The sequence below is a fragment of the Arthrobacter sp. TJ-236 genome, from assembly GCF_058269235.1.
The window spans coordinates 1,159,405-1,183,758 of record NZ_JBZCNI010000001.1; the positions used below are offsets into that span (position 1 = coordinate 1,159,405).

At 71.5% G+C, this 24,354-nt stretch carries 30 protein-coding genes and 1 pseudogene; 12 read left to right on the top strand and 19 right to left on the bottom strand.

Translation table 11 applies throughout. From position 1 onward, the window contains the following. Position 1: 1 nt before the first annotated feature. The 7 genes from AC4D16_RS05320 to AC4D16_RS05350 all read right to left on the bottom strand — a co-directional run bounded on the left by AC4D16_RS05320 (position 2) and on the right by AC4D16_RS05350 (position 6,684). Positions 2-991 carry a fumarylacetoacetate hydrolase family protein gene (locus AC4D16_RS05320; RefSeq protein WP_490954209.1) on the bottom strand — a complete coding sequence of 330 codons (990 nt, stop codon included), beginning with the start codon at positions 989-991 and terminating at the stop codon, positions 2-4. 5 nt (positions 992-996) lie between these two features. Then, positions 997-2,061, bottom strand: coding sequence for an amidohydrolase family protein (locus AC4D16_RS05325; protein WP_490954210.1), 1,065 nt, complete (start codon positions 2,059-2,061; stop codon positions 997-999). Beyond that, entirely contained in the window at positions 2,058-3,179 is a 1,122-nt protein-coding gene (locus tag AC4D16_RS05330) for an FAD-dependent monooxygenase (RefSeq protein WP_490954211.1), read from the bottom strand. The genes AC4D16_RS05325 and AC4D16_RS05330 overlap by 4 nt, the downstream gene beginning before the upstream one ends. A gap of 82 nt (positions 3,180-3,261) precedes the next feature. After that, on the bottom strand, positions 3,262-4,257 hold the full coding sequence (locus tag AC4D16_RS05335) for a cyclase family protein (protein WP_490954212.1): 996 nt from the start codon (positions 4,255-4,257) through the stop codon (positions 3,262-3,264). After that, the gene (locus AC4D16_RS05340; protein ID WP_490954213.1) at positions 4,254-5,255 is read right to left on the bottom strand and encodes a fumarylacetoacetate hydrolase family protein; all 1,002 of its coding nucleotides are present in this window, start codon (positions 5,253-5,255) and stop codon (positions 4,254-4,256) included. Before AC4D16_RS05340 ends, AC4D16_RS05335 begins: the two co-directional genes overlap by 4 nt. 1 nt (position 5,256) lies before the next feature. After that, entirely contained in the window at positions 5,257-6,276 is a 1,020-nt protein-coding gene (locus tag AC4D16_RS05345) for a VOC family protein (RefSeq protein WP_490954214.1), read from the bottom strand. A gap of 186 nt (positions 6,277-6,462) precedes the next feature. Further along, the gene (locus AC4D16_RS05350; RefSeq protein WP_490948478.1) at positions 6,463-6,684 is read right to left on the bottom strand and encodes a hypothetical protein; all 222 of its coding nucleotides are present in this window, start codon (positions 6,682-6,684) and stop codon (positions 6,463-6,465) included. 292 nt (positions 6,685-6,976) lie between these two features. Here AC4D16_RS05350 and AC4D16_RS05355 point away from each other — a divergent pair, with 292 nt between their 5' ends. Then, a complete protein-coding gene (locus tag AC4D16_RS05355) occupies positions 6,977-7,273 on the top strand; it encodes a hypothetical protein (RefSeq protein ID WP_490948476.1) in 297 nt (98 codons plus the stop codon). Positions 7,274-7,349: 76 nt separating this feature from the next. Further along, positions 7,350-7,634 (top strand): hypothetical protein, encoded by a 285-nt coding sequence (locus tag AC4D16_RS05360; protein WP_490948474.1) that lies wholly within the window; start codon positions 7,350-7,352, stop codon positions 7,632-7,634. Positions 7,635-7,636: 2 nt separating this feature from the next. Here AC4D16_RS05360 and AC4D16_RS05365 read toward each other — a convergent pair whose 3' ends face one another. Further along, positions 7,637-7,789, bottom strand: coding sequence for a hypothetical protein (locus AC4D16_RS05365; protein ID WP_490954215.1), 153 nt, complete (start codon positions 7,787-7,789; stop codon positions 7,637-7,639). On the opposite strand from AC4D16_RS05365, the pseudogene AC4D16_RS05370 reads away from it, so the two are divergent. From AC4D16_RS05370 to AC4D16_RS05385, 4 genes and pseudogenes are all read left to right on the top strand, one after another. Then, a pseudogene (locus tag AC4D16_RS05370) lies at positions 7,755-8,581 on the top strand (sugar phosphate isomerase/epimerase family protein). The gene AC4D16_RS05365 and the pseudogene AC4D16_RS05370 sit on opposite strands and share 35 nt — an antisense overlap. Before the next feature lie 9 nt (positions 8,582-8,590). Continuing rightward, on the top strand, positions 8,591-8,980 hold the full coding sequence (locus tag AC4D16_RS05375; RefSeq protein ID WP_490948468.1) for a nuclear transport factor 2 family protein: 390 nt from the start codon (positions 8,591-8,593) through the stop codon (positions 8,978-8,980). Between the two features lie 10 nt (positions 8,981-8,990). Beyond that, positions 8,991-9,251, top strand: coding sequence for a hypothetical protein (locus tag AC4D16_RS05380; protein WP_490954216.1), 261 nt, complete (start codon positions 8,991-8,993; stop codon positions 9,249-9,251). A gap of 160 nt (positions 9,252-9,411) precedes the next feature. Beyond that, positions 9,412-10,263 carry an SRPBCC family protein gene (locus tag AC4D16_RS05385; protein ID WP_490954677.1) on the top strand — a complete coding sequence of 284 codons (852 nt, stop codon included), beginning with the start codon at positions 9,412-9,414 and terminating at the stop codon, positions 10,261-10,263. A 116-nt stretch (positions 10,264-10,379) separates the two neighbouring features. Here AC4D16_RS05385 and tsaD read toward each other — a convergent pair whose 3' ends face one another. From tsaD to alr, 5 genes are read right to left on the bottom strand one after another with little or no spacing between them, the layout of a single operon-like run. Next, positions 10,380-11,465, bottom strand: coding sequence for a tRNA (adenosine(37)-N6)-threonylcarbamoyltransferase complex transferase subunit TsaD (gene tsaD / locus AC4D16_RS05390; protein ID WP_490954217.1), 1,086 nt, complete (start codon positions 11,463-11,465; stop codon positions 10,380-10,382). Next, the gene (gene rimI / locus AC4D16_RS05395) at positions 11,462-11,932 is read right to left on the bottom strand and encodes a ribosomal protein S18-alanine N-acetyltransferase (protein ID WP_490948460.1); all 471 of its coding nucleotides are present in this window, start codon (positions 11,930-11,932) and stop codon (positions 11,462-11,464) included. Before rimI ends, tsaD begins: the two co-directional genes overlap by 4 nt. Next, a complete protein-coding gene (tsaB, locus tag AC4D16_RS05400; RefSeq protein ID WP_490954218.1) occupies positions 11,929-12,642 on the bottom strand; it encodes a tRNA (adenosine(37)-N6)-threonylcarbamoyltransferase complex dimerization subunit type 1 TsaB in 714 nt (237 codons plus the stop codon). Before tsaB ends, rimI begins: the two co-directional genes overlap by 4 nt. 9 nt (positions 12,643-12,651) lie before the next feature. Continuing rightward, positions 12,652-13,203: a tRNA (adenosine(37)-N6)-threonylcarbamoyltransferase complex ATPase subunit type 1 TsaE gene (gene tsaE, locus AC4D16_RS05405; protein ID WP_490954219.1), complete on the bottom strand. Its 552-nt coding sequence runs from the start codon at positions 13,201-13,203 to the stop codon at positions 12,652-12,654. Further along, on the bottom strand, positions 13,187-14,353 hold the full coding sequence (gene alr / locus AC4D16_RS05410) for an alanine racemase (protein WP_490954220.1): 1,167 nt from the start codon (positions 14,351-14,353) through the stop codon (positions 13,187-13,189). Before alr ends, tsaE begins: the two co-directional genes overlap by 17 nt. Before the next feature lie 69 nt (positions 14,354-14,422). Here alr and AC4D16_RS05415 point away from each other — a divergent pair, with 69 nt between their 5' ends. The 5 genes from AC4D16_RS05415 (at position 14,423) to AC4D16_RS05435 (ending at position 17,410) form a co-directional block, all read left to right on the top strand. Next, positions 14,423-15,004 carry a GIY-YIG nuclease family protein gene (locus AC4D16_RS05415; protein ID WP_490954221.1) on the top strand — a complete coding sequence of 194 codons (582 nt, stop codon included), beginning with the start codon at positions 14,423-14,425 and terminating at the stop codon, positions 15,002-15,004. A gap of 61 nt (positions 15,005-15,065) precedes the next feature. Continuing rightward, positions 15,066-15,713, top strand: coding sequence for a sigma-70 family RNA polymerase sigma factor (locus AC4D16_RS05420; RefSeq protein ID WP_490954222.1), 648 nt, complete (start codon positions 15,066-15,068; stop codon positions 15,711-15,713). A gap of 57 nt (positions 15,714-15,770) precedes the next feature. After that, positions 15,771-16,028, top strand: a complete 258-nt coding sequence (locus tag AC4D16_RS05425; protein WP_490954223.1) for a hypothetical protein — start codon at positions 15,771-15,773, stop codon at positions 16,026-16,028. A gap of 24 nt (positions 16,029-16,052) precedes the next feature. Beyond that, complete coding sequence (locus AC4D16_RS05430) at positions 16,053-16,793, top strand: class I SAM-dependent DNA methyltransferase (RefSeq protein ID WP_490954224.1); 741 nt, start codon at positions 16,053-16,055, stop codon at positions 16,791-16,793. Next, complete coding sequence (locus AC4D16_RS05435; RefSeq protein ID WP_490954225.1) at positions 16,790-17,410, top strand: hypothetical protein; 621 nt, start codon at positions 16,790-16,792, stop codon at positions 17,408-17,410. Before AC4D16_RS05430 ends, AC4D16_RS05435 begins: the two co-directional genes overlap by 4 nt. Positions 17,411-17,444: 34 nt before the next feature. Here AC4D16_RS05435 and AC4D16_RS05440 read toward each other — a convergent pair whose 3' ends face one another. Together AC4D16_RS05440 and AC4D16_RS05445 are read right to left on the bottom strand one after the other, a co-directional pair. Beyond that, positions 17,445-18,044 carry a DUF1349 domain-containing protein gene (locus AC4D16_RS05440; RefSeq protein ID WP_490954226.1) on the bottom strand — a complete coding sequence of 200 codons (600 nt, stop codon included), beginning with the start codon at positions 18,042-18,044 and terminating at the stop codon, positions 17,445-17,447. Further along, a complete protein-coding gene (locus AC4D16_RS05445) occupies positions 18,041-19,195 on the bottom strand; it encodes a PfkB family carbohydrate kinase (protein ID WP_490948441.1) in 1,155 nt (384 codons plus the stop codon). Before AC4D16_RS05445 ends, AC4D16_RS05440 begins: the two co-directional genes overlap by 4 nt. An 84-nt stretch (positions 19,196-19,279) precedes the next feature. On the opposite strand from AC4D16_RS05445, the gene AC4D16_RS05450 reads away from it, so the two are divergent. Next, the gene (locus AC4D16_RS05450) at positions 19,280-20,674 is read left to right on the top strand and encodes a family 4 glycosyl hydrolase (protein WP_490954678.1); all 1,395 of its coding nucleotides are present in this window, start codon (positions 19,280-19,282) and stop codon (positions 20,672-20,674) included. On the opposite strand, the gene AC4D16_RS05455 is transcribed toward AC4D16_RS05450, so the two are convergent. The 4 genes from AC4D16_RS05455 to AC4D16_RS05470 all read right to left on the bottom strand — a co-directional run bounded on the left by AC4D16_RS05455 (position 20,629) and on the right by AC4D16_RS05470 (position 24,272). Continuing rightward, a complete protein-coding gene (locus AC4D16_RS05455) occupies positions 20,629-21,414 on the bottom strand; it encodes an HpcH/HpaI aldolase family protein (protein WP_490954227.1) in 786 nt (261 codons plus the stop codon). The genes AC4D16_RS05450 and AC4D16_RS05455 overlap by 46 nt on opposite strands. Then, positions 21,411-21,965 (bottom strand): GNAT family N-acetyltransferase, encoded by a 555-nt coding sequence (locus AC4D16_RS05460; RefSeq protein WP_490954228.1) that lies wholly within the window; start codon positions 21,963-21,965, stop codon positions 21,411-21,413. Before AC4D16_RS05460 ends, AC4D16_RS05455 begins: the two co-directional genes overlap by 4 nt. Further along, a complete protein-coding gene (gene mgrA, locus AC4D16_RS05465; RefSeq protein ID WP_490954229.1) occupies positions 21,965-23,011 on the bottom strand; it encodes an L-glyceraldehyde 3-phosphate reductase in 1,047 nt (348 codons plus the stop codon). The genes AC4D16_RS05460 and mgrA overlap by 1 nt, the downstream gene beginning before the upstream one ends. 85 nt (positions 23,012-23,096) lie before the next feature. Further along, positions 23,097-24,272 carry a GGDEF domain-containing protein gene (locus tag AC4D16_RS05470; protein ID WP_490948431.1) on the bottom strand — a complete coding sequence of 392 codons (1,176 nt, stop codon included), beginning with the start codon at positions 24,270-24,272 and terminating at the stop codon, positions 23,097-23,099. Positions 24,273-24,354: the final 82 nt, after the last annotated feature.

The following is a 24,354-nucleotide window of genomic DNA, read 5'->3' on the forward strand; positions in this document are numbered from 1 at the left end:
GTCAGGTCACCGAGCTCCGTCCGCTCCCCGGGCGCGTCCGCGCAGCGACCCGCGTGACCGCTTCCCGCCGCGGGCCCACCACGTTCGTGATGCTTCCGATGCCCTCGACCGTGAGGCGCACCGTGTCACCCGTCACCAGCGGTGGTGGTGTCTTCCCGCCGTTACGCCCCCAGAGTTCGGCCAGGCACCCGCCGGCGCAGGTACCCGATCCGAGCACGTCACCCGGGACCACCACGGAGTCCTGCGAGGCGTACGCCACGAGGTCGGCGAACGGCCAGCCCATGTTGGAGAGCAGGTCCCGGCCCACCTCCTCGCCGTTGACCTCCGCCGTCATGCCGATCGGCAGGAAACCGTCGTCGTCGTGCAGGTGCTCGAACTCGTCCGCCGTGACGATCCACGGCCCGAGGGTGTTGGCGAAGTCCTTGCCCTTGCACGGACCGAGGCTCACTCTCATCTCGCGCCGCTGGAGGTCGCGGGCGGACCAGTCGTTGAGGACGGTGTACCCGAAGATGTGGCGGTGCGCCGTGGCGGCGTCGAGGTTCCTGCCGTCACTTCCCGGGACGGCGCCGATCACGGCGGCCACCTCGGTCTCGAAGTCCATGTCCTCGCAGCCGGCCGGGATGCCGATGACCTCCCCCGTCCCCCCGACGGTGTGCGGGTTCGTGAAGTAGAACGTGGGCGCCTGGTACCACTCGGGAACCACGCCCGCCACCCCGTCGATACTCTTCCGCACGCCCTCCACGTGCTCCTCGAACGCCACGAAATCCCGCATGCTCGCCGGTTCCAGGGGAGCTACGAGCGTGACCTCGCCGAGTGCGACGCCGGGGACGGAGCCACACACGGCGTCCGCCCGCGCGAGGGTCTCCGCGAGGCCGGCGCGGAGGAGATCGGCGACCGTACCGGCGTCGGGCAGCGCATGGCACTGCTCTCCCCGGACGAACCCCGAACGGATGCCGCCGTCAGCCGACCGCCAGCGCGCGATGCGCACCACGGGGCCTACCTCGCCGCTCGGGCGGAGGCTGCCGCCGTGATGCCGAGCCGGTGTGCCGTACCGGAGAGGACGGCGTCCTCGTCCCCGAGACCGGCTGCGCGGACGGCGCCCACGGGGTCCTCGGAGCCCATGTCGAACGGGTAGTCCGAGCCCAGGAGCACCTGGCCCGGACCGGCCGCGGCCACGAGGGCCCGCAGCACCTCCGGACTGTGCACGAGGGAGTCGAAGTGGAGCTTCCGCAGGTACGACGACGGCGGTTCGGCGCAGGTCCGGGCGTCCGGCCGCACCTCCCACGCGTGATCCGACCGGCCGATGCTCGTGGGCAGGTACCCGCCCCCGTGCGCCGCGACGAAGCGCAGGTCCGGGAAGCGGTCGAGCACCCCGCCGAAGATCAGGTGCGAGAGCGCCACGGCGTTCTCGGCCGGCTGGGAGACGGTGTTGGCGAGGTAGAAGCGGTCCAGCCGCTCGTCCAGTGAACAGCCGAAGGGGTGCAGGAACACGAGGGCGCCGAGCTCCTCGGCACGCGCCCAGAAAGGATCGAGCCGCACGTCCGAGAGCTCCACCGTGCCGGCCTGCCCCGCGCCCGTCCGCGGCGGGGCGAAGGAACCGATCTCCACGCCGAGCAGTCCCACCTCCAGGACGGCGTGCTCCAGCGCCTCGACCATGAGGTGCGGGTGCTGCAGCGGCGCCAGGCCCAGGCCGTTGAGGCGGGTGGGCGCCCGGTCCACGAGGTCCCGCACGAGGGCTGCGGCGCGCCGGCTGAGTTCGAGCGCGAGAGACTCGTCCGCGAAGTAGGAAAAGTGCGACGGTGAGGGCGACACGAGCTGCACGTCCACACCGGTGGCGTCCATGTCCGCGAGGCGCCGGTCGAGGTCGGTGAGGCGCGGCCAGCGCTCCCTGATCATGGCTCCCGACGCCGCGAGGGACGGGCCGCCGTTGCGGCGCCGCTCGAGGTCCTGCTGCGCTGCCATCCCCTCGGGATCTGCGGCGGACGCCAGCTCCTGGAGCTGCGGCAGGAGGACGTGCGCGTGGACGTCGACGACCGGGAGGGCCTGTCCGGAGGAGCTCATGCGGGCTCCTTCAGCAGGGTCGAGATGCCGTTCATCAGCCCGGGCACGTCACCGCGGACGCCCTCGAGCATCCACTGCCCCACCTGCACGGACGCGGCGACGACGGCGCTCGCGCGCGGCTGCCGCCGGTCGGCGAACTCCTGCCAGAGCTCCTCGGACAGGGCGTCCTCCCGGATGACGAGTTCCGCCAGCACGGCGGCGTCCTCGAGAGCCATCGAGGCCCCCTGGGCCACGGTGGGCGGGCAGCTGTGGGCGGCGTCACCGATGATGACCACCCGGCCACGGTGCCACGGCCCCTCCACGAGGTGGCTCGTGAAGTGCGTGTAGTTGATGGACGCGGTGTCGTCGAGGTGCTCGCGGATCTCCCGCCACGGCCCGCCGTAGCCCGCCGCGAGCTCCCGCATGACGGCCGGCCCCTCCTCCGGGGTACGGGTCTGTGCCTTCTCCACCAGGTAGGCGTAGATGGAGTCCTCGCCCGTGGGGCAGTACCCCGCGATGTAGCAGGGCCCGCCGTAGATGAGGTCGGTGCGCACCACGTCGGCCGGGCGGCCGACGAAGGCCCGCCAGATCCCCATGCCCGTGCCGACGGGCTGGGCGTCGATGCCGATGGCCCTGCGGACGTCCGAGTGGAGCCCGTCCGCGCCGATCAGCAGGTCGTAGGTGGAGCGACTGCCGTCCGTCGTCGTCACGGTGACGCGCTCGCCGTCGTCCTCGAGGTGCGTCAGCGCACGTCCGTGGCGGATGCGCACCCCCGCCGCCTCGGCGCGCTCCATGAGGATCGCCGTGAGGTCCGGGCGGTACATGCCCATGGTCGCGGGCAGGTCCTCACCGCCCGTGCGGATGTCGTCGAGGACGGCGATCACGGTGGCCTCCGGATCGGGCGCACGAAGGCCCAGGGTACTGAAGGCGAATCCCTTCTCCAGGACCTGCGGCCAGACGCCGAGCTGCCGCAGGATGCGCAGGCCGTTCCCCTGCAGGGTGATGCCCGAGCCGTGCGCACGGGGTACCTCGGCCTTCTCGATCAGTTCGACGTCGAGCCCCGCGTCTGCGAGGAGGATGGCCGCGGTCAGTCCGGCGGCTCCCGAGCCTACGATCCCGATGCTCTGTACTGCTGCCATCTCGAACTCCTTCGTGGTCGACGGCTGGTGGTGGGTCGGTCCGACCCCGGTCGTGCGGTGGTGCGGTGGTCCGGTGGTGCTGTCAGCGCAGGGCGATGGGGTTCACGGGGGACCCCACGGCTCCGGTGATGCGCAGCGGTGCGGCGGTGAGCAGGAAGTCGTACCGGCCGTCCGCGGCGCAGGCGTCGGCCAGGCCGTCGAGATCCCACATCTCGCCGAGGAACAGACCGAGGTTGGGTATCGCGATCTGGTGCAGCGGCTGGAAGGCGCCGTCGAACTCGTTCGGCCGCACCTCGAAGCCCCAGGTGTCGGTGGCGATCCCCGCGATCTCCGAGGCGTGCAGCCACGGGGCCGCGTTGAAGGAGAGGCCGGGGGCCGGCCCGCCCGCGTACTCACCCCAGCCGTCCCGGCGGGCCCGCGTGTACTGCCCGGTGCGGACCACCACGATGTCGCCGCGGCGCACCTCGGCGCTGGGTCCCTGGGCGGCGATGGTCTCGGCGAGGTGCTCGGGCGTGATCGCGAAGCCGTCGGGAAGCTGCCCGTCGGTGCGGCCCAGCCCGGGCGCCAGCGTCCGTCCGACGTCGAGCAGCACACCCCGCGTGGTCACCGCCGAGGCCGCGGTCTCGATCCCGGTGACGAGATCACCCTCGGAGGTCACGACGTCGCCCGCCCGCCGGCCGTTCCACGCCCGCCCGCGGTCGAAGATGTGGCCGAGGCCGTCCCACTGTGTGGAGCACTGCAGCGGCATGGAGATGACGTCGTCCGCGCCGCCGATGCCGTGCGGGAACCCCTGGTTCCCGCGTTCGGCGTCCACGCCGGTGTCCGTCATGGTGTGCACGGGGTTGGTGCGGCGCCGCCAGCCCTTCTGCGGACCGTTGGTGTCGAAGGACTGCGAGAGCGAGTACGTCTCCCCCGTGACCACCAGGCGCGCGGCTTCCACGCGCTTCGCCGGCGTGATGAAGTTCAACGTCCCGAGAACGTCCTCCTCGCCCCACCGGCCCCAGTTGTTGTGGTTCGTGGCCATCGCCTCGATGGAACCGAGCGGGTCCGCCCACTGGATACCCGATCCGGCGCTCATGCCCTGGCCGCCTGCCGGGCTCCGTGCTGCGCCGCGTCGCTGCTCGCCGACGTGCTCTCCGCCCTGCAGTGCACCACCTGCGTGCCCAGTCCGGTGATGGTCCCCTCCATGACGTCGCCGTCACGCAGCAGTCTGCCCCAGTGGGCGCCGTTGCCGGCGGGGCTGCCCGTGAGCACGAGATCACCCGGCAGCAGCGGGGCGGTCTGCGACGCCTCGCTGACGAGCTTCGCGACGCCGAAGATCATGTCCGCCGTGGATTCGTCCTGCATGGTGTCACCGTTGAGTTTCAGCGTCACCTGGAGGTCCTGCGGATCGGCGAGGAACTTCGACGGCGTGAGCAGCGGGCCCGTGGGCAGGAACCCGGGAGCGTTCTTGGCGCGGTACCAGTCCGAGCCGATGGCCGGCATGTCCTTCCGGAACACGAACTCGCGCGTGGTGATGTCATTGACCATGGTGTACCCGAACACGTGCGCCAGCGCATCCTCGGGCGTCACCCGGAAGGCACGCGTCCCGATCACCGCTGCGAGCTCGAGCTCCCAGTCGTGGCTGTCGCTGTAGGAGGGCAGCACGAGGTCCGCCGTGGCCGACGTGATGACCGTGGGCAGCCCGATGAAGAAGTAGGGCGTGCCCTGGCCCGCCCTGCTGTCCATCATCTCGGCCGTCCGGCGCCGCACCTCCTCCTCGTCCTCGCCCGGCGAGCGGTGCGAGGCGGCGAGGTCGATCACGTGCTTGCGGTAGTTCGCGCCGGCCTGCAGCACCTGTGCCGGCTGGACGGGCGCGACGACGTCGAGGTCGCCGAGCGCATGCCGGTCGTCGGAGGTGTCGGCGGCGAGGGCGTCGAACACCGGTTCGAGGTCAGCCCACTCCGCGATGACCGTGGGGATGTCCTGCGGGATCTCCCGCACGCGGTCCCCCACGACGAGCCCCGTGGCGGTGGCGCCGTCGGCGCGGCGGAAGCGGAGGAAGGCGTAGGAATGTGCAGGCGTGTCGGAGGCCATCTCAGCCACGACCCTGGACGGCGTAGGGGTTGAGCAGCGCGTCCTTCATGGCGTCGGATGCACCCTCCTCCGTGGCCGTCATGCCCTCGGCGGGCGGGAAGGATTCGGTCATGGAGTGGGGCATGATGCCGTTGCGGTAGAAGTTGTTCGAGCCGGCGGACGGCGTCCATGTGTTCGCCTCCCAGTCGGGCACGTAGTTGCGGTAGCCGCCGGAGTTCAGTTCCACACGGAGTCCGCTCGGTTCACGGAAGTAGAGGAAGTTCTGCTCGCCCACGCCGTGGATGGACGGGCCGTACTCCATGGGGGTGCCGTGCTCCATCATGACGTCCGCAGTGCGCATGAGGTCCTCCGTGCTGTCCACCCAGAACGCGATGTGGTTGACGCGGCCGGCCCGGGAGGAGGTGTCGAGGACCACGCCGAGATCGTGCGACTTCTCGTTGGTGGTGAGGACCGAGAACACGGTGACGGGAGCCTCGTCGAGGTCCACGAAGGCCATGACGCGGAAGCCGAGGGTCTCGCTGTACCAGCGGGCGAACCCGCGGACGTCCGAGGCGGCGACCGTCACGTGGTCCAGGAACCTCGGGGCCGCGGCGTGATCGCTGCGGCGCTCGGGGCGGTCAGGGTACGAGGACGCGAACTCGGGCTCGGCCACGAAGCGCTCCACCTCGAAGAAGAGGCGCATGGGGTGGCCGTAGGGGCCGGTGAACTCGTAGGCGCGGCCGTGACCGTGGCCGGAGTCCTTCCAGGTGCCCGTGGTGCCGCTCGCCTCGATCCGCGCGACGGCGTCGTGCAGTGCCGCCTCGCTCGAGGTGCGCCACGCCATGCGCGTCAGCGCGGCCTCGGGGCCGGGCACCACGACGAGGCTGTAGCGGTAGTAGTCGCCCCAGCAGCGCAGGTAGACGGCGCCGTCGACGCGGTCCACGATCCGCATGCCGAACTTCTCCTCGTAGAAGCGTGCCGAGGCTTCGACGTCGGGGCTGGCGATGTCCAGGTGGGCGAGATGGGAGAGCGGAGTTTCCACGCTGAATCCTTCGGGCTGGGTACGAGGCGGATCCTCTGTGATCCACGTAACAACCTTGTCCCGCCCGAAGTATCAGGGGAAGAGCGTAAAGAACATACGAAGTATCCGCTGAGCGAATACCAGCTCGGTCACTGCTGGTCCGCTCCCGGCCGACGCGCCCGTTCGCGTGGCCGACGCCGGAGCTCCCTAGAAGGGCAGTGCGGCGTCCGGGCTGACATCCTGTGCGAGCTTCACGACGTCGTCCACCGGGAGCTCCGCCACCTCCGCGATGACCTTGATGTCCTCGCCGTGGTTCAACGCCTCCGTCACGGCCTCCTGGAGCACCAACTCCGCGCGGTCGAGCTCGAACTCGACATCTTCCTTGTCCGCCGCTGCTACGCGGATCTTGTGCAGGTCGTCCTTCGTCATGGCTGTGCTCACTTCACACTCAGGTGGAACCACGGTCAACGGTGGTGGCGACGCACCGCTCGCACAGCACAAAGTGCAGCCCGCCCCAGGTGACGTCGTCGCGTTCATGCTATCCAGTAGGCCGTCCCTGCGCAGGAGGGATTCCCGCCACCCGCCGGGCCCTTGCGCAGTCGGCGCCCCCTGTGCTGCGGGTGCCCCCTGTGCAACGGGTGCCCACTGCACGGTCGTCGCTCCAGTCGGACCCTCGAAGGCCGGACCTCCGAAGGTCGGACCCGCGACGTACCCTCGTCGCATGGCACAACGACCAGGCTGGCACGGAATCCCACCCAGCGCCGACAGGTACGTCCCACCGCTCCAGCTCGAGGCGCCCACGGCGGACGTCGTCGAGCCGATCCGATCGCCTGCCCTCTGGGTGGACCTCGACTACCCCGACGGCTCCACCCGCACCCTGAAGGGCTTCGCGATGGCGTGGACCGGGACGGAGGTCCTGGCGCAGTGGATCGAGTTCTCCCGCGCCAGGGAGGCGTGGGTCGACGCCGCCCGGTGCCGCCGTCGCGCGCTGCCGGTCCACCCCACGCGCGCCGCCTGATTCCCGAGCGCCGCCCGCCCGGGCTCGTAGAGTGGTGGCGTGACCCTGCCGCCCGCCGCCGCCCGAGCCGTGCGCCGTGGCTAGGGCCGCCGGCTGGCACGGGCTGCCACCCACCACCCACCGGTACACCCCTCCCCTCCAGCTCGAGGCGCCCACCGAGGGCATCACCGAGTCGACGTCACCCGCACCCGCCCTGTGGGTGGACCTCGAGTACGCCGACGGGGCACGTCAGACCGTCCGCGGGTTCGCCATGGCGTGGACGCCGACGGCCGTGCTCGCGCAATGGGTCGAGTTCTCGATCGCCCGCGAGGCCTGGGTCCGGCCGGACCAGTGCACGCGGCGGCAGGTCCCCGAGCGCTAGCATCAGCCCGGCGGGCGCCCGGGCGCTTGGTTGCCCGTCATGACCAGGGCGTACCCGAACGGCCCCAGGCTGACGCCGTCGACCGGGTCCGAGGTCAGGAGATCACTGCCTCGGACGTCGATGTCCGCGACGCCGGCGCCGTGGTTGATAACCATCAAGTACGCACCCCTCGACGAGGCCCTGCGGGTGGTCGCCGGCGCGACCATCGGAAGCATCGGGCGGTGGCGCGACTCCGTGCACTCCGTGCACTCCCACGCGCCGTCCGGCTGCTCGCCGACTCGCGCCTCCGGCTCTCGAGCCTGTGCCGCGGTGGGTTCTTCACGGTTCCCGAGGGCTCCGCACGGCGCGCAGCCATGGAGGACAACCGCAGGGCCATCGACGAGACGGCACAGCTGGCCGCGGCGGGCGCACCGGGCTCGGCCGCCGTCCTCGTGATGGTGGCCGGTGGCATTGCCGAACTGGCGCCGGTGGCGGCCGCCGCGGGCGTGCGTCTGGCGCCCGAGGCACTTCATCCCATGTACGCATCCGACCGCGCGGTGATCTCCACGCTCGGCCAGGCACTCGACCTCGCTGCACCGTTCGACCCCGCGGTGGTAGCGGTCGTGGTCGACACCTTCCACGTTTGGTGGGACCCCGACCTGATGGGACAGATCGCCCGAGCGGGACGTGAGGGCCGTATCGCGAGCTACCAGGTGTGCGATTGGCGGACACCCCTCGAGGCGGACGTGCTGCTCTCCCGGCATCTACCCGGTACGGGAGTGATCGACTTCGGGTCCATCACGCGGGCCGTGTCGGCCGCGGGATACACGGGCGACGTCGAGGTCGAGATCTTCAACCAGGCCATCTGGGACACATCGGCGGAGACCGTGATCGGACGAACCGCCGATGCGTTCTCGACGCAGGTCACCCCGCACCTGGACCGTCCCGCCGACACCGTGCACCGGTAGCATCGGGGCATGAAATCCACGGAAGTCGTCCGTCAGTACTGGTCAGCAGTCTGGAGCAGGGACTGGAAGGCCGTCGGCGCAACGCTCGCCGAGGACGTCGAGGTGTTCTGGCCCGTCACGCGCGAGATCATCCGCGGCAGGGACAACATGGTGGCGGTCAACTCCGAGCACCCGAACGGCTGGAGCATCGACGTGCTGAACGTCCACGACGCCGGCGACGTGGTGGTCTCCGAGGTGCAGGTACCGCAGGAGGACGTGGGCATCTTCCGCGTGGTGTCCTTCTGGACCGTCCGCGACGGCCTCATCACGAGCGGCCGCGAGTACTGGACCGAGTACGGCGGCGAGGAGGGCCGCGACTGGCGGCGGAAGTACGCGACCGTCGGCGATCTGCCGAGCTGAGCGTCCCGTCATGAGCCTGCCCACGGCCCCCGAGCCTGACGGCGCAGCCGCCATGCACCACTTCACGATCGCCGTCGAACCCTGGCGGCGGCCCCGTGGGTGGCGCACCCTGGCGTGGGCGGGCAGCTTCCTCGCCGCAATCTCCCTCGACCTGATCGACCGCCCGTCCCTGTACCAGGTGGTCCTGCGCCGCCGATCGGACGGTGCCCACGTGCTCCGCCTGGACGCCTCCGATAACCAGGAAGCCGACAGCCTGATGGAGGAGGTGTAGGAGGATCTCGCGCGGCTCACCGTGGAGGAGTTCTCCCTGGAATGGAACCTGCCGACGCCCGCCTGACACGCGCGGCCCCTTGGCACCGTCCTTGAGAACCCCATATGCTAAGCCTGCTGATGATTTCGTCAGCGCACGTCCCACCATCCAGGGAGGCATGATGAGCACGAAGGTCGAAGAGTCCGTTGTGGTAAATCTTCCAGTGACGACCGTGTACAACCAGTGGACGCAGTTCGAGGAGTTCCCGCACTTCATGGGCGGGGTCAAGCAGATCACCCAGCTCGGCGACGATCGCATGGAATGGGTCGCGGAGATCGGCGGCATCCGCCGACAGTGGGAGGCGAAGGTCCTCGAGCAGGTGCCCGACCGCAGGGTCTCCTGGGCTGCCACCGAAGGCGCCACGAACGCCGGAACCGTGTCCTTCGAGGACCTCGGCGGAACCACGCGCGTGAACCTCTCCCTCGAGTACGAACCCGAGGGCCTCGTGGAGAAGGTCGGCGACAAGCTGAACGTCGTCGAGAACCAGGCGAAGGCCGATCTCCACCGCTTCAAGGAGTTCATCGAGTCCGAGAGCTACGCCACGGGCGCATGGCGCGGCACCGTGCCGGGCACGGGCACCGCGACGATCGACGACGCCGCTGGATCGCGCGGCGACAGCGGCGGCGCAGGGATCTCCGGCAAGCTCGCCGCTGGTGTCGGCGTCGCAGCGGCCGCCGCTGTGGCAGGTGTCGCCGTCGCGGCCTCCAGCTCGAAGAACGACGACGACGTCGACGTGACGGAGACGCCCGTCGACACCGGCCTGGGATCGGATTTGGGCACCGACACGGAAGCCGTCACGGTGATCGACGACGTCCCGGTGCCACCCGTGACCGATGACGCCGGTGTGGTCGACGTCGATCCCGTCCCCGCCGTGGACGGCATCCCGGGCACCGGTGTGCCCTCGGAGATGACGGGGCTCCGCGACAACGATCTCCTCGACGAGGAGACCACGGACCGGCGCGGCACGCTCTGATCGGCGGGCCGGACCGGGCCATCCCGATCAGGTCACGTGAGCGGGGCCGGACTCCTTCGGGGGTCCGGCCCCGCTCCGCGTCCGGCACGGCTCCGGGCTCAGACTTCTAGACCTCGTCAGACCTCGGGGAGCACGATGGTGGTGACGGGCAGCGAGGAATCGGTGCCGAACCCGATGCCGCTCGGGCTGCCACCCGCCAGGACGATCTGCGCGCCGAGCGCCGCGACCATGGCACCGTTGTCCGTGCAGAGCGACGGCGCGGGGACGGTGAGCGCGATCCCGGCGGCGTCGCACCGCTCCCGGGTCAGCTCCCGCAGGCGGCGATTGGCCGCGACTCCTCCGCCGAGCAGCAACGAGCGGATGCCGTGCTCGGTGCAGGCGAGGACGGCCTTCCGGGTGATGACGTCCACCACCGCCTCCTGGAAGGACGCCGCGATGTCCGCCACGGGCACCTCGAGACCCGCCGCCTCGTGCTGTTCCACGGAGCGGGCCACCGCCGTCTTCAGGCCGCTGAAGGACCAGTCGTACCGGTGCGGGCCGGGGGCCTCGGCCGTCCCCATGTACTTCGGCTGCGTCAGGCCCCGGGGGAAGCGGATCGCCGTGGGGTCGCCGTCGCGCGCGAGCCGGTCGATCGCCGGCCCGCCCGGGTACCCGAGCCCGAGGATCCGCGCGGTCTTGTCGTAGGCCTCCCCCGCGGCGTCGTCGATGGTGGACCCGAGCAGCCGGACGTCGTGCGCGAGACTGCCCACGCGGAGGATCTCCGTGTGGCCACCGGAGACGAGGAGGGCGCCGAGGTCCTCGGGCAGCCCGTCGGGGAACGTGCCGCCCAGCAGTCCCACGCCCACGTGCGCCACGAGGTGGTTGATCGCGAACAGCGGCTTGCCCGTGGCGACGGCGAGCGCCTTGGCCGCGGAGACACCCACCATGAGGGCCCCGGAGAGGCCCGGACCCGCCGTCACCGCGATGGCGTCGATCTCCTCGAGGGTGACTCCCGCCTCCGCCAGCGCCGCGCGCAGGGTCGGCACGAAGGCGTCGAGGTGCGCGCGGGAGGCGATCTCCGGGATGACGCCGCCGAACCGCACGTGCTCCGCCATCGAGGAGGACACCGTGTTGGTGAGGAGCCGCGTGCCGCGGACGATCCCCACTCCGGTCTCGTCGCACGAGGACTCGATGCCGAGGACGAGCGGCTCCGCGCGCGTCACGGCGCAGCTCTCTCGGCCGGTGCAGGCAGGAGGAGCCGCATCACCCAGGCGTCCACGCCGTCGCGGTAGTACCGCTTGCGCGTGTGGATGCGCTCGAAGCCGAAGCGGACGTACAGCCGCTGGGCGCGCGGGTTGTCGGCGCGGACCTCGAGCATGACGGTGTCCGCGCCCCGACGCGCAGCTTCCTCGATCAGTTCCGTCAGCATGGCACGGCCTATGCCCCGGCCCTCGACCGCGGGCAGCACGCCGATGGTCTGGATGTCCGCCGTCGTGTCCACCACCATGAGGCCCGCGTACCCCACCATTTCGCCGTCCACCTCGGCCACGATGTAGCGCCGGGTGTCGGGTTGGAAGAACTCGTCGTAGAACATCTCGAGGGGCCAGGCGTCGGCCGGGAACAGTTCCACCTCGAGGCGCGCCAGGGCCTCGATGTCCTCGTAGGCGAGGTCCCGCAGGGTGAAGGTCATGACGTGGCCCGCTTCCGCGGCCCGGGAACCTGCGCGTCGGACTCCCGGAGGTACAGAGGGGCGGTGTCGCTGAGTACCATCCCGGCGAGGAGCCGGAGCCGGGCCACCCGCGCGAGCGCGACGGCGTCGGGGTCAGCGGTCGCGAAGTCGGGCACGCCGTCGAGCTCCTCCGGGTACAGGCCTGCGGCCCGGCCGACGACCGGCAGGCCCGTCGGGAGATCGGCTGCCGGACCCACGTGCGGACCGTCGAGCAGTACCGGACCGTCGAGCAGATCCGGCACGGAGGGTGCGTCGTCGCCCAGGCGAGCGGGTTGGGCGGGCTTCCGGTACTCGGCCCAGTACACCTCCCCGCGCCGCGCGTCCGTCCCGACGAGGAACCGCTCCCCGGCGGGCAGTGCGCCGGAGGCGTCGAACGCCAGGGCGTCCAGGCTCATGACCCCGTGCAGGGGCACGTCCCAGACGAAGGCGAGGGTCCGCGCGGTCACGAGGCCGGCCCGCAGCCCGGTGAAGGGCCCCGGACCCACCCCCGCGACGACGGCGTCCACGTCGGGACCGTCCACCCCCGCCTCGGCGAGGATGCGCTGCACCGCGGGGGCGAGGACCTCGGCGTGCGAGCGGGTGTCGCCACTGCCGAACCGGCCGAGGACGACGTCGTCCTGCAGGAGGGCCACCGTGGCCGCGGCCGAGGTGTCGAGGGCGAGAAGAAGCACCCGACAAGCCTAGTCGAGCGCGAGCGTCGGCTGACGGTCCCGCCAGCGGGGGCCGAACCCGGTGAGGGTGACGGTGCGCACCTCGTCCTCGCCGTCGTCCTCGAAGTCGGTGACGATGCCCGGGCCGGCCGGGCCGGGAGCTGCGGAGCCACCGAGCGGTCGCGCGATCCCGATGTGCAGGCGGCTGTCGCTGAGATGGTCCACGCGTCCGGCACCCCATTCGACCACCGTGACGTTTCCGGGCATGGTCGAGTCGAGGTCGAGGTCGTCCACCGCTGCAGGGCTGTCGAGGCGGTAGGCGTCGACGTGCACGAGCCCGGGCCTCCCGCTCGGGGCGGGGTGGTGCCGCACCAGCACGAAGGTGGGCGAGATGATGCGCTGCTCCACGCCGAGGCCCCGGCCGAGGCCCTGCGTGAAGGTGGTCTTGCCCGCCCCCAGTTCACCGGACAGCACCAGCAGGTCACCCTCCCGCAGCACCGGCGCGAGGCGGGCGGCGAGATCCTGGAGCTCCTCCGCGGACCCGACGTCGTGCGTCGACGCCCACTCAGGCGCCGTCGTCATCCGGCCCGTCCCCGTGACGTGTCCCCACGTAGCTGCGCTCCACCCGGCCGCTGATCCGCGTGACCACCTCGTAGTTGATGGTCTGCGCCGCGGCCGCCCAGTCCTCCACCGCGGGCGCGCCCGGACCGCCGAACAGGACGGCGCGGCGGCCCAGCGGGCTGTGCGGCGTTCCCAGCAGACCGGTCGCGCCGAAGTCGATGACGAACTGGTCCATGGCGATGCGGCCCACCACCGGGTAGATCCTGCCGTCCACCTGCACCGGTGCGCCCGTGGCGATCCGCGGCACGCCGTCCCCGTAGCCCACCGGGATGAGCCCGAGCGTCGTCGGCTTCTGCGTACGGTAGGCGAAACCGTAGGAGACGCCCTGGCCGGCGGGTACCTCCTTGACGTTGGAGACGAGCGCGCTGAACGTCATCGCGGGGTGCAGCCCGAGGTCCGCAGACCCCTGATCGGCGAACGGCGAGAGCCCGTAGATGCCGAGCCCCACCCGCACGAGGTCGAAGTGGCAGTCCGGACGGGAGTAGGTGGCGGGCGTATTGGCCAGGTGCCGCACCTCGACGTCGATCCCGGCGTTCTCGGCCGCAGCGACGGCCTCGCGGAAGGCCCGCACCTGCAGGTCCGTCTCGGGGCGCGACGGTTCGTCGGCCACGGCAAGGTGGGAGAAGATGCCGACCACGCGGATGAGGCCCTCCTCCTGGTGCTCCACGGCACGGCTGAGCAGCGCGTCCCACTGCTCGGGCGGGCAGCCGTTCCGCCCCAGCCCGGTGTCGATCTTGAGGTGCACGATCGCCGGCCGCTCGAGTTCCCGCGCTGCCGCGACCACGTGCTCGAGCTCCCAGCCGGAGATCCCGAGGTCCAGGCCGTGCTCCACACCGGCGGAGAAATCTGTACCCGGGGTGTGCAGCCAGGCGAGGATGGGCGCTTCGATCCCGGCCCTACGAAGCGTCACGCCCTCGCTCACGTGCGCCACCCCGAGCGAGGCGGCACCCGCCTCGAGCGCCGCCTTCGCGACGGGTACGGCACCGTGCCCGTAGGCGTCCGCCTTCACCACCGCCATGAGGCGCGCAGGGTGCGCGACGTCGCGCAGGTGGCGCACGTTGTGGCGCACGGCATCGAGGTCGATCTCCAGGGCGCGTTCGGGCTGAGTCATCGCCCCCATTCTGCCAGCCGGCCGCCCTGCCCGAGGCGCGGTGTCGGTGGCGGGAGGCAGGATCGACACGTGACCGATTCCGAACCGCCCGCCGCGGTCTGCCGCTTCGACGACGCGGGTGGCATGCCCTGCGCGCTGCCGACCGCGGACGCGCCGTTTCCCCTGTGCAGCGCGCATCTCGCGGAGGTCACGGACTGGGTGGAGGGCGAGTTCGGGGTACAGGACGTCCTGCCCGTCGCCTGCCCCGCGTGTGGTTCACGCACGGGTGTCAGGTACCCGTCCGGATGGGTGTGCGCGGCGTGCGAGTGGCGCCTGGGTGAGACCCGCGACCCCGGGCTCCCGCCGCCGCGCGTCGACGTCGTCTATTACATCCGCTTCGGGGACCGCATCAAGATCGGCACGACGGCGAATCCCCGCAGCCGCCTGGCGCGGCTGTGGCACGACGAGCTGCTGGCCCTCGAACAGGGGGACCGCCTGGTGGAGCGTCGCCGGCACGAACAGTTCGCCGACGCGCGGCTGGACCGCTCCGAGTGGTTCCGCTCGACCCCCGCCCTCGAGGACCACGTGCGCCGACTGGCGGCGGGTGTGGAGGACCCCTGGCTGAGATACACACGCTGGCTGGGCGAGGCGACGGCGCGCCAGGGCGCGTAGATCCGCCGACTCGTCGGGTAGCAGACCGGTGGTCCAGGTGGTGGCACCTAGGATGACGAGTGTGGCGACGTCAGCGCAGCGGGTCGACGGTGCGGCGAACGACGACGTCGCCGCCCTCCTGCTCGCCGTCTCCCGTGGCGACGAGCGGGCGTTCACCGTTCTCTACCGGGTGGGTTCGCCCCGGGTCCATGCGGTCGCGCGCCGCGTGGTGGTCGACGAGCAGCTGAGCATGGAAGTGAGCCAGGAGGTGTTCCTCGCGCTCTGGCAGGAGACCGCCGCGCGCTACGACCCCGCAAAGGGGTCCGGCATGTCATGGCTGCTGACCCTCGCGCACCGTAAGGCCGTGGACAAGGTGCGCATGGAACACACGCACCGCGCCCGCACGGTGGCCTACGGTGCGCGGAACCTCGACGTCCCCTTCGACTCCGTGACCGAGACCGTCCTGGCGCGGTGGGAGGTCGGCGAGGTACGGCGGGGGCTCAGCGCTCTCTCCCCTGCGCAGCGTGAGGCGATCTGCCTGGCCTACTACGGCGGCCTGACCTACCGGGAGGTCGCCCAGTACCTCGGTATCCCGGTACCCACGGCCAAGACCCGCATCCGGGACGGGCTGAAGAGGTTGTCGGCGAGCCTCGCCCTCGGCACCGACCCCGCCTCGGAGGAGAGCCACCCCGCCGCCCCCACCGTAAGGTCGGCCCGCACCGCCCTGTGACCCGGATGCGGCCCCCCGGGGGTTCTCCTCGGCCCACCGATGCTGCAGGATGACGTGATGGGGATGAACCAGGAATTCCAGAACGAGGTCCGCCGGCTCGCCTTCCGCTCCCGCCTGACACCCCTGCTAGCCACGGTGTGGTTGCTCGGCACGGCGGTGGTGGTCGCGTCCGTCGCCGCGCCCTCAACCTGGGTGTCCGATGCACTCGACGTGATCCCGTGGATCGTCTTCGGCGCCCTTCTGCTCGTGGGAAGCAGGGCCAGGGCACATGTTCGCCGCCGGTCCGTACCGCCGGCGCGCGGCACCCTTCGGTGAGAGCTGGCTCGAGAACACGCGCCCGTGCCTGACGCGATCTTCGACCACCCCCGCCTCGCCGCCGTCTACGACCACCTCGATGGCCACCGCGACGACCTCGAGCCCTACTTCGCCATGGCGGAGGAGTTCGGGGCGGAACGCGTGCTCGATCTCGGGTGCGGTACCGGTGTCCTGGCGCTGGAGCTCGCCGAGCGCGGCTACCGCGTCGTCGGGGTGGACCCCGCCGTCGGCTCGCTCGACGTCGCCCGGTCGAAGCCCGGTGCCGCGGCCGTCCGATTCGTGCATGGAGTGGCCGTCGATGCCGCCCACGAGCGCGCCGACCTCGTCCTGATGACGGGCAACGCCGCGCAGGCGGTCGTCGATCCCGAGGATTGGGACGCCACCCTCGACGCCGTGTTCCGCATGCTGCTGCCGGGCGGCCGGTTCGTGTTCGAGACCCGCGATCCCGCGCGTCGCGGCTGGGAGGCCTGGACGGACCAGCAGTCCCGCAGCACCAGGACGGTCGACGGCGTGGGCGACGTCCACAGCTGGGTGGAGCTGACCGGTGTGGCATTGCCCCTCGTGAGCTTCCGCTGGACGTTCGTGTTCGGCTCCGACGGCGCAGTACTGACGTCCGACTCCACCCTCCGCTTCCGGTCGGAGGAGGAGGTGCGTGAGCAGCTGACGCAGCACGGGTTCGTGGTGGACGACGTCCGCGACGCACCCGACCGGCCGGGCCGCGAATGGGTGTTCGTCGCGCGGAGACCCGACGGGCCCGAGCTGTGACGGATACCGTCGAGGTCTTCACGATCGGCGCCGTCGTCGCCGGCCTGCTCCGCCGCACGGAGCATCCCGACACGCTCCGCACCCGGCTGATGTTCGAGTCCCCGCACGGACAGCTCGTCGAACTGTCGCAGACGACGACGTTCCGGACCGGGAGCGAGGTCTGGGATCGCTTCTCCTCCGCCGAGGACGGCGAGGAGATCAGGTGCGTCAATGCCCGGAGCGGTGTCGACGACGGCTGGGGGTCCGTGATCGACGTCGGTGACGCCGTCCCGAGCTACGCTGCGCACCGCGTCCTGGCGCGGATGCTCGGCACCGGAGCCGATGAGCTCCGCTTCCGCCAGTTCGACGAGTCAGCGGCCCCTCGCGTCGAGGATGCGAGATTCGTCCGGAAGGAACTGGGTGTGGTCGCGGTGGACGGCGTCGAGCGACCTGCCCGGCGGATCCGGCTCTACGTCGGTGACCGGCCGGGCAACAGCTTCTGGGTGGACGGCGCATCGATCCTCAGGTCCGACTGGAACGGAGCGGAGTCCTACCCCGTCGAGCACGTCGGCGCGCTCCTGCCCCTGCTGCCGCCGCGGGTGAGGGAGCGCTCCGCGGCCCTGCTCGTCGACGAGTGAGGGCCACGGCCGGCTCCGCGACGGATCAGACGGATCAGGGGTGCAGCGAGGCGTCGGCGTCGAGCACGGACCATCCCGTGAAGACCACCGTGAGGCCGCCCCGCGTGGGCGCGCAGCAGTAGGGCCCTGCGAGCACCTCGGCCGCGGGATCGAGCGGTACCACCCGGACGAGGCGGAAGGGCTCGCCGTCGGCCCGCGCGCGGACGGTGACGGCGTCACCTGCGCGGCTGACGCGCATCGTCACCTCGCGGCCCTGCCAATCCGGCACCGGAGCCACCGACCAGTCGGAGAACGGTCGCGTGACCACGGCGCCCACCTGCAGCACGCCGTCGGAGACCTCGACGCCCGCCTTGATCCACTCCTCGGCCGCGCGGTGCAGGTACAGCCCGGCCTGGTCGAACTGCTGGTCGTAGGTCAGCCGGAAACTGACCTCCATCGCGGTGTCGGCGGGGAACGGCCTCAGCAGAGCGTGGGCGCTGTGGTGCACGAAGCCGTACGAGGTGTGACGCCAGGCATCACTCCCCTGCTCGGCGGTCACATGCAGCGACGCACCCTCCTGGGCCACGGCGGCGGGGCGGTGCAGCCACGTCCCCCCGTCCCAGGACACAGGGCCGCGCTGCGATGTGCGGCTCACGAGAGCTCGCCCCGGGCGTCGCGTCCCGCGGGCCCCCCGGACGCGCCGGACGCACCGGACGACGGCGACGCGTCGGACTGGCGGGCGATGGTCGCCGTCGCGCGCCGTACCGCCTCCGTGGGGACGTCCGACACGAGTTCGTCGAGGAAGGCGTAGCGTCGCAGCCACTGCTTGCGCACGCCGTCGCGCCCCTCGCTCACCCGGTGCCACCAGTCCGCGATGTCACCCCAGCCCGGCGCCGCCAGCGAGCCGCCGACGTGCTGCACCGACAGCGACGCACAGAGGTTCGCGAAGCTCAGGCGGTCGGCCAGCGGGAAGCCCGCGAGGTCCGCCATGACGAACGCGGCACCGAAGCAGTCCCCCGCCCCGGTGGGATCGTAGGCCGCGACCGGCAGCGCCGGGACCCACTCCTCCTCCCCCGTGATCGAGTCGATGGCCATGGCACCCTGCTGTCCCACCGTCACCACGGCCACCGGCACGCGGTCGGCGAGCGCGTAGAGCGCGGCCCAGGGATCGTCCGTGCGCGTGTAGGCCATGGCCTCCACCGCGTTGGGCATGAACGCGTAGAAGTGCTCGAGCGAGCCGAGGGTCTCCGGGGCCCATTCCCCTGCCGGGTCCCAGCCGACGTCCCCGAACAGTCGCGTGCCTCTGGCAGCAGCGGCCCTGGCCCAGGGCTCCACCTCCTGCTCCACGCCCACCACAGCTGCACGGCACGACGGCGGCTGCCCGATCAGCTCCGATGCGGACAGGGGTGCGGGATGCCCGTGGGTGATCATCGAGCGGTCCTGGTGCACGGAGAGCGAGACGGTGACGGGCGAGTGCCACTGACTGAACACCCGCGAATGCGAGAGGTCAACGTGCTCCTGGTCCTGCAGCACGTCCCAGTTGAACTGCCCGTAGCCGTCGTCGCCGAACGCCGCGGAGAGGCTCGTGCGGAGCCCGAGCCTGCTGGCGGCGATGGCCTGGTTGGCGATGCCCCCCGGCCCCGACCCCATGCCGTCCGTCCACACCTCGGTGCCGGGTGAGGGCAGCTGCTCCAGGCCGGTGAAGATGATGTCGAAGAACACCTGCCCGGCGAGCAGCAGGTCGAACTCCGGCCCCCCAGGGGTCCGGGTGGCGGCCAGCGGATCGAACCTGTGCTGTGGGGACATGTACGGCAGACTACGTGCAGGCTGCCCGTCGCGGGCGGTGACCAGTCCGTGAGCGGGGACGACGACGGCGGGAGCGGTACGGGTATGTCGGATGGCAGGAGCGGCACGGGTGGCGGAAATGGCACGGGCGGCGGGGCGACGCTCGTGGTCGTGGGTGGCGGCGGGTTCCGCGTGCCGCTCGTGTACCGCGCACTCTCCGACGGCCCGTTCGCCGGGCTCGTGTCCGACGTCGTGCTCGTCGACTCCGAGCCGGACCGGGCGCGCGCCATGGCCCGCGTCCTGGCCGATGCACCGCCCGCGGCGGAAGGCACCTCCGTGCCGTCCGTGCGGGTGGCCGACCGGATGGAGGACGCACTCCCGGGCGCGGACGTGGTCTTCGCGGCCGTGCGGAGCGGTGGTGCGGAGGGTCGTATCCTCGACGAACGCGTGGCCCTTACCGCAGGTCTCCTCGGACAGGAGACCGTGGGAGCCGGCGGCATCTCCTACGCCCTGCGGTCCATCCCCGACATGATGCGTCTCGCCACGGCCATGCAGCAGCTCGCACCCGAGGCCTGGCTCGTCAACTTCACCAACCCGGCCGGCATGGTCACCGAGGCGGTGGCGGCGGTGCTCGGGGACCGGGTGGTCGGGATCTGCGACTCGGCGTCGGGCCTCGTGACCCGCGCCGCACGCGCCGCCGGCGTGGACCTCCGCGGATCACTCAGCGGAGTGGACTACATCGGCCTCAATCACCTCGGCTGGCTGCGCGGCCTCGACGACGACGGCAGCCTGCCGGCCCTGCTCGCCGCCCCGCAGCGCCTCGGCACCTTCGAGGAGGGGCGGCTCTTCGGGCCGGAGCTCCTCCGCACGCTCGGCGCCCTGCCCAACGAGTACCTGTTCTACTACTACTTCCACCGCGAGGCGCTCCTGGCCATCCGCGGCGCCGACCGCACGCGCGGGGAGATCCTCCGGGACCAGCAGCTGGACCTGTACCCGAGGCTCCTCGCCGCCGACCGCCCGTTCGGCGTCTGGGAGGACGCGCGGCGGGAGCGGGAATCCGGCTACCTCGCCGAGGCCCGCTCCGCCGAGGAGGAACGGGACGAGGCGGATCTCGCCGGAGGCGGCTACGAACGCGTGGCCCTGCAGGTCATGCGTGCCCTGCTCACGGGCCGGCGCGCCGAGCTGATCCTCAATGTGCGGAACGGCTCCACGCTGCCCGGCCTACCCGCTGACGGCATCATCGAGATCCCCGCCGTCGTCGATGCTACCGGCGCCCACGCACTGCCCGCCGCTCCGCCCACGCCCCACCAGCTCGGCCTGATGGCCGCCGTCAAGGGCGTCGAACAGGACACCATCCGTGCTGCCGCGCACGGCGATCGGGACGCCGCGCTGCGCGCCTTCGCGCTGCACCCGCTCGTGGACTCGTTCCACGCGGCCCGGCGCGTCCTCGCGGCCTACGAGGAGGTGTTCCCCGCACTGCGGGCGTCCTGGTCGGGCTGAGACAGCGCCAAGCGGAGCGAGGCGACCCCGAGGTGCAGGAGCGCCGTGTCCGTGGTGGACGCGATCCAGGTGAAGCCGGCCGCGGCCAGCAGTGCGGCGCGCTCCGGCGTCCCGGCGTAGGCACCCGCCCTGATCCCGGCGGCCTTGCAGGCCCGGACGATCCGCGGCAGCGGTGCGTCGTCCGCCCCGGCTCCGAGGAGGTCGTCCACGTCGAGCCCGAGCGCGAGCGAGAGGTCGAAGGGGCCCACGAAGATCATGTCGATCCCGGGGACGGCGGCGATGAGCTCGACGGCGTCCAGCGCCTCCGCGGTCTCGATCATCACCGAGCACAGCGGCACGGGGTGGTCCCCGGCGTCGGTGCCGGGCGCGTGGGCGGCGACGCTGCCGTGGAGCGGGCCCCAGCTCCGGGAGCCGAGCGGCGGGTAGTACGCCGCTGCCACCGCCGCCTCGGCGTCGGCCACGGTGCTCACGAGGGGTACGACGACGCCGTCCGCCCCGGCGTCGAGGGCCCTGCCGATCAGCACGGGCGTGTTCGCGGCGACGCGTGCCAGCACGGGTGCGCCGTCCGCGGGCCGTCGGTCGAGGGACTCGCGGAGCGCGCGGTCGTCGACGTGCCCGTGCTGCTGGTCGAGGCACACCCAGCCGAGGCCTGACATCATCAGCTCCCGCGTGAGGCGGGGCTCGCCGAGTGTCACCCAGGCGCCGAGGAGGGTGCTGCGGTCGGGATGTTCGGGGGTCATGGCCGGTCCTTGCGCTGTGGGTCCTGATCGGGAGGTTCCGCCGCCGGGAGGAAGCGGTGCATGATGTGCAGGCCCACGGGACCCGCTGTGGGGTGGCGGAAGCCCTCGGGCACGGTGCCGATGATGCTGAAGCCGAGCGAGGTCCACAGCCGCACCGCGCGGGTGTTGGTGGCGACCACGGCGTTGAACTGCAGGGCCCGGTAGCCCGCCGCCGCTGCTTCGTCGATGACGTGGTCGGCGAGCGCCCTGCCCACACCGCGGCCCGCGGCCTCCGCGGCGACGAGGAAGGAGGCGTTCGCCACGTGGGATCCGTTGCCGCCGCGGTTCGCGTGGAGCTGGGCGGTCCCGAGGACGGCGCCCTTCGCGTCGTCGACCGCGACGAGGACGACGAGCGTCGGGTCGTCGGGAGCCTCCGGGAGCCACTCCCGCCGGGCGGCGGGCTCGTCCATCGCCGGGTCCCAGCAGTAGGTCTCCCCCGCGCGGAGCACGGGCTCCATGATGCTCCAGAGGGCGGGCCAGTCCTCAGCGCCCGCCCTCCGGAAGGCGAGCATCAGGCCTCGAGGGCCTTCGCCCAGAGGTTGATGTCCGATTCCGTGGCGAACTCGTCGATGGCGTGCAGTTCCTCGGAGGTGAAGTCGAGGTTCTGCACCGCGGCGAGGCTGTCCTCCAGCTGCCGCACGCTCGAGGCGCCGATCAGGGCCGACGTGATGGGCGTGCCCTTGACCTGCGGGCGGAGGATCCATGCGATCGCCATCTGCGCGAGGCTCTGGCCGCGGCCCTCCGCGATGGCGTTGAGGCCGCGCACGCGCCGCAGGTTGTCCTCCGAGAGGTGGTCCTCGGACAGGGACTTGTGGGCCGCCGCGCGGGAGTCCGCCGGAATGCCGTCGAGGTAGCGGCTGGTGAGCAGTCCCTGCGCGAGCGGGGAGAACGCGATGGACCCCGCGCCGGTCTGCTCGAGCGCCTCGGGCAGGTTCGGCGTGCCGTTCTCCACCCAGCGGTTCAGCATCGAGTACGAGGGCTGGTGGATGAGCAGCGGCGTGCCGAGGTCCCTGAGGATGGCAGCGGCCTCCAGGGTGCGCTCGGGCGAGTAGGAGGAGATCCCCGCGTACAGGGCGCGTCCCGAGCGGACCGCCGTGTCGAGAGCACCCATGGTCTCCTCGAGCGGGGTCTCCGGGTCCGGCCGGTGGCTGTAGAAGATGTCCACGTAGTCCAGGCCCATGCGGTCGAGGGACTGGTCGAGGCTCGCGAGCAGGTACTTGCGTGAGCCGAAGTTGCCGTAGGGCCCGGGCCACATGTCGTAGCCGGCCTTGCTGGAGATCACGAGCTCGTCGCGGAACGGGCGGAAGTCGTCCTTCAGATGCCGCCCGAAGTTCGTCTCGGCGCTGCCGTAGGGAGGGCCATAGTTGTTGGCGAGGTCGAAGTGGGTGACGCCGAGGTCGAATGCCCTGCGCAGGATGGCCCGCTGCGTCTCGAAGGGCTTGTCGTCGCCGAAGTTGTGCCACAGGCCGAGGGACACCGCGGGTAGCCGCAGCCCGCTGCTCCCCACGCGTCGGTACGGCATCTTCTCATAGCGGTCTTCTGCGGGGTGGAAGGTCATCTCCTCATCCTAGGCGAGCTGCAGGGCCGCCGACGGGGTGGCCCCCGGAGCGTCCCTGCGGCTGAGCACCGGCCGCTACCGGTGCTCAGGCGACGTCGGAGCGGCGATTCGTCGGCGGGCGCAGCGCCCGCACGGAGCGGTTCCGCCCGCTCGCCTTCGCGGCGTACAGCGCAGCATCCGCGGCGGCGATGGCAGCGTCGAGGTCGTATCCGTTGGCCTCGAGGGAGGCGACCCCATAGCTCACGGTGGGCATCTCGCGCACCTCCTCGGTACTCCGGCTCCTCATCGCGATGCTCACGTTCCGGGCGATGTCCTCGCTCCGACTCACGGTGGCGCCCGGCAGCAGGAAGATGAACTCCTCACCGCCGTAGCGGCCCACGAGGTCCGTGGCACGCACCGTCTCGAGGCACGCATCCGCGAAGGCACGCAGTACGGCGTCGCCCGCGAGGTGTCCGTGGGTGTCGTTGATGGTCTTGAAGAAGTCGAGGTCCGCCAGGATGAGTGTGCCGGAGCGCTCGGCCCGGGCGAGGCGGTCGGCCTGCACCTGCGCCAGTCCCATGAAACCGTCCCTGTTCAGCAGACCCGTCATCGAGTCGGTGTCCGCGCGGGTCCGAAGGGCGGTGGTGACCTGCTCGGCGCTCAGAGCAGCCGCGCTGAAGGACACCACGACCAGCAGCAGCATGGTCACGAGCGTGGTGATCTCGGAGCCGAAGTAGGTGCGGAAGACAAAGCCCTCCGGCCCATCCGCCACGAAGGTGATGCAGCGGGCCAGGTAGAGCACGGAGACGAATCCGGAGGCCACGGCGAGGGGCGCCTGGACGCGGCTGTAGCTGGACGGCAGTCGCCAGAGTTCCCAGGAGGCGAGACCGATGGACAGTGACATCAGACCGAGGAACACCGGACCGCCGGACCAGGTGTTCGTCGCCGGCGAGTCGAGCGCGGAGGCCACCAGCGTCACAGCAGGAGCCGCCGTCAGCTGGAACCACGAGAGCCGCCGCGCACGCAGGCTGCGGGCGCCGGCCCAGACGCTGACCGTCCCCGCGACCAGCAGCATGTTGGAGACGGGGTTGGCCCACACCTGGTGCTCCGTCCCGTCCAGCAGGAAACCGCACGTACCCACCGAGAACAGGGCGATCGCCGCGCTCCACCAGCCGCTGTAGGCGGAGCGGGTCTGGCGGTAGGAGACCATCGAGAACAGCACGAAGAGCGTCATGGCGATGGCGCCGAACGCCACGCGCAGCGTCGTGATGTCCAGACTCATGCTCGTGTCCCCGCTCGGTCGCTGCAGGGTCCCCGCTCCGTCACACGACGGCCGGAGGACCCGCCTCCCCCGCCGGGAAGCC

Bases quoted from the DNA above. Each gene is read 5' to 3' on its own strand.
- AC4D16_RS05325 (WP_490954210.1), bottom strand. From the start codon at position 2,061: ATGAGCTCCTCCGGACAGGCCCTCCCGGTCGTCGACGTCCACGCGCAC.
- AC4D16_RS05330 (WP_490954211.1), bottom strand. From the start codon at position 3,179: ATGGCAGCAGTACAGAGCATCGGGATCGTAGGCTCGGGAGCCGCCGGA.
- AC4D16_RS05335 (WP_490954212.1), bottom strand. From the start codon at position 4,257: ATGAGCGCCGGATCGGGTATCCAGTGGGCGGACCCGCTCGGTTCCATC.
- AC4D16_RS05340 (WP_490954213.1), bottom strand. From the start codon at position 5,255: ATGGCCTCCGACACGCCTGCACATTCCTACGCCTTCCTCCGCTTCCGC.
- AC4D16_RS05350 (WP_490948478.1), bottom strand. From the start codon at position 6,684: ATGACGAAGGACGACCTGCACAAGATCCGCGTAGCAGCGGCGGACAAG.
- AC4D16_RS05355 (WP_490948476.1), top strand. From the start codon at position 6,977: ATGGCACAACGACCAGGCTGGCACGGAATCCCACCCAGCGCCGACAGG.
- AC4D16_RS05365 (WP_490954215.1), bottom strand. From the start codon at position 7,789: ATGGTTATCAACCACGGCGCCGGCGTCGCGGACATCGACGTCCGAGGC.
- AC4D16_RS05375 (WP_490948468.1), top strand. From the start codon at position 8,591: ATGAAATCCACGGAAGTCGTCCGTCAGTACTGGTCAGCAGTCTGGAGC.
- AC4D16_RS05380 (WP_490954216.1), top strand. From the start codon at position 8,991: ATGAGCCTGCCCACGGCCCCCGAGCCTGACGGCGCAGCCGCCATGCAC.
- AC4D16_RS05385 (WP_490954677.1), top strand. From the start codon at position 9,412: ATGAGCACGAAGGTCGAAGAGTCCGTTGTGGTAAATCTTCCAGTGACG.
- rimI (WP_490948460.1), bottom strand. From the start codon at position 11,932: ATGACCTTCACCCTGCGGGACCTCGCCTACGAGGACATCGAGGCCCTG.
- tsaE (WP_490954219.1), bottom strand. From the start codon at position 13,203: ATGACGACGGCGCCTGAGTGGGCGTCGACGCACGACGTCGGGTCCGCG.
- alr (WP_490954220.1), bottom strand. From the start codon at position 14,353: ATGACTCAGCCCGAACGCGCCCTGGAGATCGACCTCGATGCCGTGCGC.
- AC4D16_RS05425 (WP_490954223.1), top strand. From the start codon at position 15,771: ATGGGGATGAACCAGGAATTCCAGAACGAGGTCCGCCGGCTCGCCTTC.
- AC4D16_RS05445 (WP_490948441.1), bottom strand. From the start codon at position 19,195: ATGTCCCCACAGCACAGGTTCGATCCGCTGGCCGCCACCCGGACCCCT.
- AC4D16_RS05450 (WP_490954678.1), top strand. From the start codon at position 19,280: ATGTCGGATGGCAGGAGCGGCACGGGTGGCGGAAATGGCACGGGCGGC.
- AC4D16_RS05455 (WP_490954227.1), bottom strand. From the start codon at position 21,414: ATGACCCCCGAACATCCCGACCGCAGCACCCTCCTCGGCGCCTGGGTG.
- AC4D16_RS05460 (WP_490954228.1), bottom strand. From the start codon at position 21,965: ATGCTCGCCTTCCGGAGGGCGGGCGCTGAGGACTGGCCCGCCCTCTGG.
- mgrA (WP_490954229.1), bottom strand. From the start codon at position 23,011: ATGACCTTCCACCCCGCAGAAGACCGCTATGAGAAGATGCCGTACCGA.
- AC4D16_RS05470 (WP_490948431.1), bottom strand. From the start codon at position 24,272: ATGAGTCTGGACATCACGACGCTGCGCGTGGCGTTCGGCGCCATCGCC.